Origin of the sequence: Bacteroides faecalis (assembly GCF_003865075.1) — a bacterium.
Lineage (GTDB): Bacteria > Bacteroidota > Bacteroidia > Bacteroidales > Bacteroidaceae > Bacteroides > Bacteroides faecalis.
The window spans coordinates 430,701-443,252 of the sequence record NZ_BHWB01000002.1; the positions used below are offsets into that span (position 1 = coordinate 430,701).

The 12,552-nt window shown below is 34.3% G+C and carries 4 protein-coding genes and 2 pseudogenes; 2 read left to right on the forward strand and 4 right to left on the reverse strand.

Annotated features, from left to right (window positions below; all coding sequences use genetic code 11):
* Nucleotides 1-6: 6 nt before the first annotated feature.
* Nucleotides 7-3,123, reverse strand: coding sequence for a SusC/RagA family TonB-linked outer membrane protein (locus EJF25_RS04600; protein WP_235016718.1), 3,117 nt, complete (start codon nt 3,121-3,123; stop codon nt 7-9).
* A gap of 357 nt (nt 3,124-3,480) precedes the next feature.
* Between EJF25_RS04600 and EJF25_RS04605 the strand changes: the two genes are divergently transcribed.
* A complete protein-coding gene (locus EJF25_RS04605) occupies nt 3,481-7,545 on the forward strand; it encodes a hybrid sensor histidine kinase/response regulator transcription factor (RefSeq protein ID WP_125040238.1) in 4,065 nt (1,354 codons plus the stop codon).
* A gap of 1,156 nt (nt 7,546-8,701) precedes the next feature.
* Here the strand turns inward: EJF25_RS04605 and EJF25_RS04615 are convergent.
* The gene (locus tag EJF25_RS04615) at nt 8,702-9,340 is read right to left on the reverse strand and encodes a CatB-related O-acetyltransferase (protein ID WP_125040239.1); all 639 of its coding nucleotides are present in this window, start codon (nt 9,338-9,340) and stop codon (nt 8,702-8,704) included.
* A pseudogene (locus EJF25_RS04620) lies at nt 9,337-10,548 on the reverse strand (MATE family efflux transporter). Before EJF25_RS04620 ends, EJF25_RS04615 begins: the two are co-directional and overlap by 4 nt.
* Nucleotides 10,549-11,415: 867 nt before the next feature.
* Here EJF25_RS04620 and ung point away from each other — a divergent pair.
* Nucleotides 11,416-12,078, forward strand: a complete 663-nt coding sequence (gene ung / locus EJF25_RS04625) for a uracil-DNA glycosylase (RefSeq protein ID WP_125040240.1) — start codon at nt 11,416-11,418, stop codon at nt 12,076-12,078.
* A gap of 129 nt (nt 12,079-12,207) precedes the next feature.
* Here ung and EJF25_RS25460 read toward each other — a convergent pair.
* Nucleotides 12,208-12,485, reverse strand: a pseudogene (locus EJF25_RS25460) (ATPase); the annotation flags it as partial.
* Nucleotides 12,486-12,552 lie beyond the last annotated feature (67 nt).

Consider the following 12,552-nt stretch of genomic DNA (forward strand, 5'->3'; position numbering starts at 1 on the left):
CTTTATTTAGAAAGTTAAATTCAAACCAATATTATAAATTCTCTGCAACGGATATTTCAAACCGTCACCCGCCTGCTCTACATCCCATTCTTTGAACTTACTAAAACAGAATAGATTATTACCGGTGAAATATACGCGGAGATTTTTCAATCCGGCTTTCTGAATAATACGTTGTGGCAATGTGTAACCTATTTCTAATTGTTTCAAACGTAAGAAAGAACCGTCACGCATAAACCATGTGCTCTTCTTGGCATTATTTTCAATAGAAGAATCACTCAAACGAGGCCATACCGCATAAATATTACGGTTCGTTTCCGACCAATGATCATCTGCAATAAACTTAGCTAACTGGTTATTTTCACGAACATCCGTACTTGAATTATCAAAGAAAGGTGAAACTCTGCCATAATCTATCCAGAATGACTCTCTTGCCAACCCTTGGAAGAATACAGAAACATCAAAATTCTTAAATCCGTAAGAAGCCCCAAAGCCATATACGATTTCAGGATCTTTCGAATAACCAATAGGTACCATGTCCAACTCTGAAATAACACCGTCACGATTTACATCACGATATTTAATGTCACCGGCTCCATATTCTCCAAATTGTACAGGAGAGTTTCTCACTTCTTCATCATCAACAAATAAACCTTCGGCTATATATCCATATTCTTGAGTAATCGGATTGCCGACCCGGCTTTTCCAAGGTGCTCCCGGATATTCCACTTCTTCATATTCCACATATTGATTGGCAGCATAAGTAAAATTACCACGTAACTGCAACCACGTATCATTCGTAAAATACTTATTATAATCCAAAGACAAATCTACACCATGAGATTTCGCTTTACCTAAGTTAGCATTAGGAGTTTTCCATAATCCCATTGTATTCGGAATATCAGCTCTCGACTGTAAGATGTGGTCACGACTTTCTTTATAATATTCAGCTGTAATATTCAAGGCATCCATAAATGTCATTTCAACGGCAAAGTTCATTTTCTTAGCCACTTCCCAGCCGATGGAAGGATCCGCATAACGATTAATAGCTATACCATTCTTCTTATAGGCACCTTCATTATATCCAAAGCTAGCTCCGGTTCCTCCATTATTCATATTGATTTCCGATAAATATAGAAAACGGGCGTTGGAATCACCAATATTGTCATTACCTACCAAACCATAAGAAGCACGCAATTTCAACTTTTGCACATAAGGAAGAAGGTTCTTAAAATACTTTTCATTAGAAATCATATATGCCAGACCTGCCGATGGAAAAAAGCCCCATCTATGATCTTTATCGAAACGTTCCGAACCATTATAACCAAAGTTCCCTTCAACAAAATAACGACTATCATAAGCGTATGTGAAACGTCCCGATAAACCGACATTACGTTTCGGCAAAGAAGTCTGCAAAGAACTGGCATTCGGCTGATGATTATTACGTAATTGCATTACCAACAACCCTCCAACACCATGTTTACCAAAGTCGCGATCATAATTTACTGCCGCTTCCAAATAAGTATTGGCCGTAATTGTCTTATCTCCTTCATTATAGTCCAGATATTCAGTACCGCCATTAGGATTTATAATATCAACAGCATATGTGTTATTCATATAATTATATTCACCCAATGCATAGTAAAAAGGTTTATATTGACGAGAAGTCGAATAATAAGACAAACGAGAGGTATTAAACAATGCACGCACTTTCAATCCTTTTGTTACAAAGTCCAAATCCTGATTCAATTCAAACTGCGATTCCAATTTGGCACGTCCCGTTTCTTTGTATCCTTTTACCATTTCAGCATATGGATTTATATATTTTCCATCTCCTGAATTACCAAACATAATATGTTTCACATAAGCATGTTCTTCATCTTTCGGATAAGTAGCCGGAAACAATACCGGATTACTTTGCATTATTTTGTAATAAAGATCAGAACCACCACTTAACGGCCCATTGTAATCCTCAAAAGCGCCATTCATACGTACCATCAATTTAGTCGTCTTTGACAGTTTTATATTGATGTTCGACCTTACCGAATAATTGCGATTCTTAATATTATTATTGAAATTGTTCGCTTTATCAACATTCAATATGCCATTATCCTGCATAAAAGAACCGGCTACATAATAATTCACCATACTACCACCGCCGCTAATATTCAGATTAACACGTTGATTCATCGTATAATCTTTCAACAGTTCATTACGCCAATCCGTTACAGGATAAATTACGCTTGAATGTCCCGGTACCGTATTATCTATTTTGTCTTCCGAGTACATTAACGCATGCAGCGGATCACGAGTTAAAATGGCCTCATTATGCAATTTCATATAAGTAATGGGATCAGCCAATTCCAACATTTTCGTAGGAGTAGAAATTGAATTCTCTACCCGAAGATTTAATTTCATAGATCCGGTTTGTCCTTCTTTGGTTTTCACCAAAATAACACCATTTGCACCACGCGAGCCATATAAAGCAGTAGCAGTAGCATCTTTCATGATAGAAAAGCTTTCAATATCATCCGGTTGCAGACGAGACAAGTCTTTCGTATCTACTTCAATATTATCAATCAATATCAACGGAGATTTTGCATAACCAAAGGAAGTTACCCCACGAATAAAGAAATTTGAATCATCAACTCCCGGTTCACCGGTACGCTGGTAGGCAATAACACCTGCGATACGTCCTGCCAAAGCATTTGTCAGATTACTGGTAGGCACTTTCAATTCCGCGGGTTTCAACGTTGAAATCGAACCGATAACACTTTCCTTCTTTTGTGTACCGAAAGCAACAATCTCAACTTCATCCAGCGATTTGGTATCTTCCAGAAGGATAGCATTCAATGTTTCTCCTTTCACTTTCTTTTCAAGTGTGGCAAAACCTATAAAAGAAAATTCAATCACTGCATCTTCTGTTACATCGGAAAGTTTATAGTTACCATTCAAATCACTAATAGTACCTGTATTCTGTCCTTTAAGTCTGATATTAACACCGGGAATTGGAACACCCTCTGCATCCATAACCTGCCCCTGAACGGTTATGGAGTTTGTTGTACTTGCATTTTGTCCATAAGTGTTTGTTGTCACAATAGATGCTAACAATAGCACCACAATCATAAGAATTGGTTTCTTAGGAAAAACTGACATACTTTGCAGCCAACTTATCCAAGACATCCTCCTACCATGAAAAATGTGTCTTTCTTGCATAACTTTTAATTTAATATTAGATAATAATAGTAATTGTTTTCTCTTATATGATAATATACCTATTGAAAACCTACATCGTGTTGTATCCTCGACAAATATAGAAGGAAGTAAGAGTATAAGATATGCCGAATCTCGCCAATTCTATATGAAAAGAAACTAATAATACGGAAAAATACACTTTTGGCGAAATTGAATACATCTGTTTTTGCAAAGATCAAACGATTCATTTATATATTTGTGAAGTTTATATTTTAAGCAACACGCAAAATGAAAAAGGCTATCATATATATAATCTATATTTTTTGTTCAATAACTACTTATGCATACAATCTCAGGCAAATCAGCAGCAGAGACGGACTATCCAACAGCTCTGTAACCTGTCTGTTTCAGGATGATAAACGCTTTCTGTGGATAGGGACCTATGACGGACTAAATATGTATAATAGCCGCAAAATACATATTTATAAACCTGACATTAAGAACCAGAATACTCTTTCTAGCAATATCATAAAAGATATTATAGAAACTGATAGTATTTATCTCTGGATTAATACAAAATGGGGACTCAACAAGCTTTCCCAACTAACCAACAAGATTGAAGAAACATACGATGAATTCGGTGAAAATTCTCATATGGCAAAAGATAGTCATGATAATTTCTACATTTCCGGAAAACCGGATGTTTTGTCTTTCTACTCCAAAACTCAAAAGAAATTTATAAATCTGCCTACTCATCCCGGAATGGTACATGACAATGTTTCTAACCTTATTATTGATTCACATGACACGATCTGGATTCATAATCAAGGAAAATTAGAAAAATATACTCTAACTTTCAATCAGAAAGAAGTACCTCAGCTCATCCGGCACAAAAACTTTAAATATCCTTATTCTATTCGTGCTTCATTTTATAGCGAAGAAAAAATTATCATTGTTGACAACAGAGGCAATATTTCTTATATTGACTCCACCGGTACTCACTTCATAACGAATCCAGGCACATTAATCAATGAAAATGGGAAAATAGGTTCGATTATATTTGATAATAAAGACCTTCTGATAGGATTTAAAACAAATGGTTTGATACGACTCGATGCTTCACGCAATTACAAAGTAGAATGGATGGAAATCGATTGCGGCGTATTCTCCTTATACAAAGATACCCAACAGGATATTGTATGGATTGGAACAGACGGACAAGGGGTATATGCCTGGACTAAAGATGAATACACTTATAACAATATCACTCTTAACCAGTTACCTGTTTCCAAAAAACGTCCGATTCGTGCTATCTATACTGATTCACAAAATACATTATGGCTGGGTACAAAAGAAAACGGCATCATCAAAATTAAAGATTACGACCAAGCTGCAATTAATTATTCAGCAACTAATGTCAAGCACCTCACAACTAAAGATGGATTAACCAATAATGCAATATTTGCCTTTACACCCGGAAGTTCTTCTGCAATCTTATGGATAGGTTCCGACGGCCCCGAACTAAATTATTATTCCTACAAAGATGACAGAATACACACAATAAAAAATTCTACGCGTATAAAAATCGCAGGAGTACATTCCATTCTCGAAAAGGGAGACTCTTTGCTATGGGTCGGATCAGGAAGTAGCTTGTTAAAAATTGCCATACAGTCTCACAATAATGATGTTAGCATAAAAAACATCCGTCCTTATAATTTCCATATCCCCAATAAGGTGCAATACAACCAGATATATTCCATATGTGCCGAAAATGATTCAATCCTATGGATAGGTATGCGTGGTAATGGTTTGATCAGGCTGAACACAATTACAGAAAACTATCGCCTCATCAATTTTACCGAAAAAGACGGAATTGTTCCCATGAACGATATTCTATGTATTCATCAAGATAGAAACCATCAATTCTGGCTAGGTACTAGTTATGGACTGACAAAGATTACTATACTACCCGATGGAGAAATCGAATATAAAAATTATAGTGAAAATGAAGGGCTGCCTAACAATACCATACATGGAATTTTAGAGGATGATCTAGGCAATTTATGGCTTAGCAGCAATACCGGCATTATTCTTTTTAATCCATATCAAAATACCTTTCAGAATTTAAATCATAAAACAGGACTGAAAACAATTGAATTTAGCGATAATGCTTATTATTGGGATCCTACTAAAAAAAGATGCTTTTTCGGGGGAGTAGACGGACTTGTTTGGATTAAAAACAATCCTAAAGAGAAAAAAAGATTCTTACCGGAGATTTATTTTACTCAACTACGAATATTTAATCAGGAATATAACATTTCCGAATTTGTTGAGGAGAGAAAAGATGAAAAAACAATTGTTCTTAATCACCATCAAAACTTCTTTGCCGTCTCATTTGTGGCAGTCGATTATATTAATGGAGAAAACAGCCAATATTCATATAAGCTGGAGAACTTCAATAATGTATGGATGGATACCCGGTCACATGAAGCACAATTTACTAATATTCCTCCCGGACACTATATTCTAAAAGTAAAATACAATGATGGTATCAACAATAGCCATCAACTAGCCAAAAGTATCCATATCTTTGTACGTCCTCCCTGGTATCAAACAATCTATGCTTATATTTTTTATTCATTGATTATTATCGGCTGTATTTTAGGTATGATCCGATATATCAGGTGGAAATATGAACAACGAAAAAATAAGATCACCCAAAAACTTGATACCAAATATAAGGAAGAGATGTATGAGGAGAAACTACGTTTCTTTACCAATATTACTCATGAGTTCTGTACTCCATTAACCCTAATTTATGGTCCATGCGAACGGATTCTGAACTATGAACACACTGATTCGTTTATCAACAAATATATACAGATTATAAAGTCAAACTCTGAACGACTAAATAGCCTTATCCAGGAAGTAATTGATTTCCGACGTATGGAAACAGGAAATCAGATATGCCATATTCAGAAATTAGACATAAGTGTACTTTCTAACGAAATAATCGATTCATTCAGTGAGTTAGCAGAACAAAACAATATTTTCCTTCAAACAGAAGTTGAACGTGAGCTGATTTGGAATAGTGACAATAATTGTTTTAGTAAAGTATTAAACAATCTGATTTCCAATGCTTTTAAATATACACCTAAAAAGGGGGTAATTCGCATCTCTGTAAGACAAATCGATTCAAATCTGCAAATCAAAGTATATAATACAGGAAAAGGTATTTGTCAAGAAAGCATTCCTCTTATATTTAACCGATATATTGTACTCGATAACATTAAAGAAAACAGCATCAAAGGTCTTTCATCACGAAACGGCCTTGGACTGGCTATTTGTCAAAGTATGGTGAAGCTACTGCAAGGAGAAATTCATATTGAAAGTGAGGTGGACAAATATGCGGAATTTATTGTAACATTACCTCTACTTGAAGTAAGCCTTTCTACTTCTGAAAAGGAAGAAGGAAAAAATAACACTCAGGCGGGTCACATACAATCTTATTCATTAAAAAAGTCAGAGCAACCAATGGCTTTTTCTGAAGGTAATAAATCTTCTTCAACTTCAGCCACTATTTTAGTTATTGAAGACAATAAAGAACTATTGTGGATGTTGAAGGATATTCTTTCTGATGAATATAGGGTATTAACAGCCTCAAATGGTGAAGAGGGACTAAACTTACTAAAACAGCAAACACCGGAGTTAATCATCACAGATATTATGATGCCCAAAGTGGACGGTATCACCTTAACCAAATTACTGAAAGGAAATAAACACACACTACATATTCCTTTAGTAATTTTGTCTGCCAAGAACACAACAGATGAAAAAATAGAAGGAATAGAATGTGGTGCTGATGCTTATATCCCTAAACCATTCAATTCTCAATACCTGAAAACAGTAGTCCGCCATTTAATAAAAAAGCAAAAAGAAATGGAAGAATACTACAATTCATCCGCCAGCATCTTTGAGTTCAGTGGTGGACAATTGATTCAAAAAGAGGATAAGGAGTTTCTACAAACAGCTATTCAGATGATCGAAAAGAACATAGATGATGCTTCGTTTGGTCCGGATGAATTAGCGGCAGCTTTACAAACCAGTAGCCGAAATTTATATCGCAAATTCAAAGCTTTGGATCAATTGCCTCCGAAAGATTTTATTAAAGAACAGAGGATTAGCCATGCGGCCAAACTGTTACTGACTACCCAATTAACCATTCAAGAGATTATGTATAAAACTGCCTTTCTCAATCGTTCGCATTTTTATAAGGAATTTGCTAAAAGATATAATCAAACACCTAAAGAATATAGAGACAGCAATAAACAAAAAGATAATTCTTTAAATTAGAAGAATTTTTGTTATCGACATCGTCTTTACTGTGTAGTTGCGTTGGTTGGAGCCATTCCGAGACATCGTGCCACGCCATGTTCAAGAGCAATTAACAGATTATTTTTCCAATCCACCCTAATCCGCCAAGTAGTACAACTGTTTTATGAGGTTATACAGCTTCTTTTATTTCATTGTATTGTGATAGTATTATCTTTAAAGCCCTCTTATCCATACAATTGAAAGCATTCAAAAGGGTGTCGCTATATCCTGGTTATAGCAACACTAAACTACATCTATACTAACGCTATGACGATAAGATAGCGTCACTATATTTACACAACAATCATTGCAACACATTATTTTAAACATTCATTTATAACTACATTTACTTCATTAAAAAAACGAGAAAAAGCGATATTTACTATCATTCCTAAAACATAAATTACGTAAGCTTGAAGCATATTACAAACCTAAGAAAAGGATTTTAAAGTTTAAATTTCTCAATAACTATCTGATTACATGTTTATTATAAATTTAGTTATACTATAATCCATATCATTGTCACTTTTGTTCAAAACGACAAAACGACAAAAATGACATATGACACTTTTAAAAACTACATAAAAGATAAAATCAAGATATAAATATAAGAATATTTTCAACATTAATTTCATATACATTCTAATACAATATAATTACTTAATTAAAAAAACATTCAAATCTCACCATAAAATACAGTCAAAATAAGCTACACTATTATTTATTTATCAAATAATATCAACACATAATAATCCAATATAACAAATCAGTATAATATTATGTATTAGAACATATTTTTAATCCCACGTAATTAACACTTCCAACAATTATCTTAAGAAAGTTAGAAATTCCACATATATCACTAACAATCAAATAATTACATAAACAACAGAATAAAATACACTTAGAAAAAGGTCATATATGTCGTTTTGTCATTTTGTCGTTTTGAAAGGGCGAAAAACATTGAGAAGATTAAAAAAAACTTCCCAATGATTTAAAACAAACATTGAGATGTTTTGATACAAAGTTCCTTATGTTTTTTAAATGCTCCTAAATAAACTACAAGTTAATTTCAATCTTGTTTTTAATTGATATATCCCTGATATTTGGTCCTCTGGAAAAAGGAATCTCACGATTACCAATCCCTTTCAACAGCCAACAATTCACCCACATTCCCATTAGTAAGAAATGGTATACATCGGCGTATCTCATCAACAGGCCACTCCCACCATTTCAGTGCTTGTAATTGTCCTATCGTATCCAAATCAAAACGTTTCCGAATTTCTTTAGCAGGGGTCCCCCCTACAATAGCATAAGGAGCTACATCCTTTGTCACAACAGCACGCGCTGCAATAATTGCTCCATCACCAATATGAACACCCGCCATAATCACTGCTTCATAACCAATCCAGACATCATTACCTATAACGATATCTCCTTTATTATCCCAAGCAGACGTAATATTCGCTTTATCCAAACCCCATTCTTCATAAAATAAAGGAAACGTATAAGTAGATAATGATTTCAATGAATGATTAGCGCAATTAAATAGGAATTTCGTACCACAAGCTATAGAACAGAACTTTCCTATTACCAGTTTCTCCCGATGAATCGGATAATGATAAAGTACATTGTTCTTTTCAAACAACAAAGGATCAGATACAAAATCATTATAAATTGTATAGTCACCAATCTCAAATTGTGAATCTTTCACTACAGCATTCAGGTACACCGTTTGTTTATCACCTGTACGCGGATATATCTTTGTCATCATAACTTTTTTAATTTTGGTAATTTTTTCTTTTTTAAATAAATGATAGATTGAACAGCTAATAAAATCACAAAAAGATATTCTGCAGTCAGGTAGACAGCCCAAGGTGCTTTCGTACAATAACTTAACCAACCAAGGTAAAGCAAACGTATAATTCAATAACATCACCACAAATGGAATGCCAATTGCACTAATTGTTCACTATCCGTATAAAAACCGATAATACATTGATGTCCCCATAAAGTAATTTCCACCAAAGGTAATCCTATTACATATCCCAGATTCAAGATCTTCCGACATAGCGGGAAAATCTCCTTAGCCTCTTCAGCTCCAATCAGATTACTCACCAATGAACCGGCAGTGAGTGCAAAAGAATTTACAACTACAAAAAACAATGCAGATACACTTCTGATAATATTAGAGATAGCCAATTCTATCTTTCCTAAATGTTCTATTGCAATAAAAAACAAGAACTATGGTGCCATACTGATAAATGCATGAAGCATACTCCAGACTGATAGTTTCAGCACTTTTAGCAATAACTGTCCATCGTAAACAGGCTTCAATCCATACTTCAATTTATCAATCTTCATCCACATATAAATTCCGATTACCACTAATGACCCCATTTCCGCTAATGACGAAGCAATTGCCACTCCTGAGATACCCAAATCTAAAATGAAAATCAAGAAATAGTTAAAAGGAATATTGATAATCACTGCAACGATGGCTAACCATGATAGTGCTTTAGTATGTGTTATACCTACAAAAAAAGATCGAATTGCTAAAAACGGAAATGAAAATAACAATCCAAAACTACGCCAGTCCAGATATAAAATTACACCTTGACAGACTTCTGAAGAAGTAATTAGCTGTTTTAAAATAAATGGAGAAATCACATGGATCAATAAACAAAGGAAAACAGCCAGTACTGATAGAAACAATAATCCTTGAAAGAATACCATTCCGACTTCTCCATATTTTTGCTCTCCATTCCTTCGTGCAATTATCACCTGTAAGCCAATACAAAATCCAAAACCAAGCATGTACACTGTCAAATAATAGATTCCGGCTATAGCAGATGCACCTAATTCCACTTCCCCTACATGACCTAAGAAAATAGCATCTGTAATATTAATTAGTTGTTCCATTAAAATGCTCATCATCACCGGAAAGTTAATGAGCCATATTTGCTTATATGAATAATTCATCGCTCAACTATAAATAGCAGATATGATAACCTACGTTCAAATAGCTCATCATTCTACAAGTTATAAATAAGAGGGTAAAATTCTCTGTGACAAATAAAAGATTATTTGTCAAATAGCTGAATAGCATTACAAAAAAGGACTATCCAATGAGCGTAGCTATATACAGAGTTTCATAAGCAGTGAATACTATTTAACTTACTGAGTTCGGATACAAAAATAGGAAAAAGAGGAATAACTTATTTATAATATGGCATATTTTATATTTATTCTTCGAATATTCTACAACTAATATCTAATTATTCTCTGTATTAAGAAGTAACCATCTATTTCAGATATACATTTCAATTCAATAATACCCTGATACCCAAATACTTTAAATAGCTTCGCACAATACAACGGTAAAAGGCACCCGAACTTTAAACTCTACATCGTAGCCCTCTCCGCCATGAATCAAAGATTGTATTATTTCTGGTTCTAACATAAATAACGTCTTATTCTAACTATGACAAAGACAGAATTTATCTTAATCTCAACCAACACAAAGACATTAATTCTAACTGTATTACAAATACATTTTTCAAAACTATTAAAGAAATATAAAAAAGAACTATTGTAAGGTGTAGCACATTGAGTAGTCGTATCTTTGTGTATTAGTTATTAATGTATTGCAATTCTCTACATATATGAGGGATGCTATAATCTTATATCCTCTTTTTATTCTTACTATGCTACGAATATTTAACGAAGAATCATGTCTGTTGGAATACTGTGAAATATATTTTCCGATTGGGAAGGAATCCCTTCAGCTGAAGAAGACGAAGACGTCTTGTGGATCAAAGATGTTACAACAAAATACAGCAGTAACCTATGAATGTGAAAATAGAAGAAAGTTGGCGTAAACGTCTCCAAGAAGAATTTGATAAACCATATTTTGAGAAATTGGTAACATTTGTCAGGAGTGAGTATGGACGAACACATGTACTCCCGCCCGGACACCAGATATTCCATGTATTCAACTCTTGTCCTTTCGAAAAAGTAAAAGTTGTCATTCTCGGGCAAGACCCTTACCCTAATCCCGGACAATATTATGGAATTTGTTTTTCTGTGCCTGATGGAGTAGCAATCCCAGGATCATTAATTAATATTTTTAGAGAAATACATCAGGATTTGGGAAAACCAATACCCACTTCCGGAAATTTGAATCGTTGGGTAGAACAAGGAGTATTTCCAATGAATTCTGTTCTCACCGTACGTGCTCACGAAACAGGTTCACATCGGAATATGGGTTGGGAAACATTTACAGATGCGGTCATTAAAAAGTTAAGTGATGAGCGGGAACATTTAGTATTCATGTTATGGGGAAGTTATGCAAAAGAAAAAACAGCTTTAATAAATACAAATAAACACCTTGTCTTAACAGCAGTACATCCATCTCCCCGGTCTGCTGAGTATGGCTTTTTAGGATGTAGGCATTTCAGCAAAGCTAATATTTTCTTACAAAGTAAAGGAATCAAAGAAATTGATTGGTAAGTAGTATTGTTGTGGATGTATATCAGTACAATTATTCTCATGTCTCTTCTAATGTTGGGAGTACAGAACTCCATCGAAGCAATCCGAGCAAGACAGAGATCAGAAATATCTACACACACTGTATTAATTCTAAGTAACCAGATATATTCCACCATATATTTTATTTATCCACAACGCAAAAAGTTTATCCGTCACAGAAAAGACCATATTAATTTCTGTGATAATATCCTTTTCTAGTAGTTTATTCATGCTGATTGTACAGAACTTGAAGAAGACAAACCATGACGTTTAATGAATTGTGCAGAAGTAATCCGCCCTGCCTCACCTTCTTTAGCAATCGCATAAAGTAACTCCTTTTGTTTTTCAGGTATATTCGACAATATTTCGCGGAAAATGGTATGTTCGGATATGATATATTTTGGAATGCTTACCGATAAATTCGGTGTAAGCTGGATGATCAATGCCAGACTGGAT

What these genes read in the sequence shown, in the direction of transcription:
- EJF25_RS04600 (WP_235016718.1), bottom strand. Translation starts at nt 3,123, where the DNA reads ATGATTGTGGTGCTATTGTTAGCATCTATTGTGACAACAAACACTTAT.
- EJF25_RS04605 (WP_125040238.1), top strand. Translation starts at nt 3,481, where the DNA reads ATGAAAAAGGCTATCATATATATAATCTATATTTTTTGTTCAATAACT.
- EJF25_RS04615 (WP_125040239.1), bottom strand. Translation starts at nt 9,340, where the DNA reads ATGATGACAAAGATATATCCGCGTACAGGTGATAAACAAACGGTGTAC.
- ung (WP_125040240.1), top strand. Translation starts at nt 11,416, where the DNA reads ATGAATGTGAAAATAGAAGAAAGTTGGCGTAAACGTCTCCAAGAAGAA.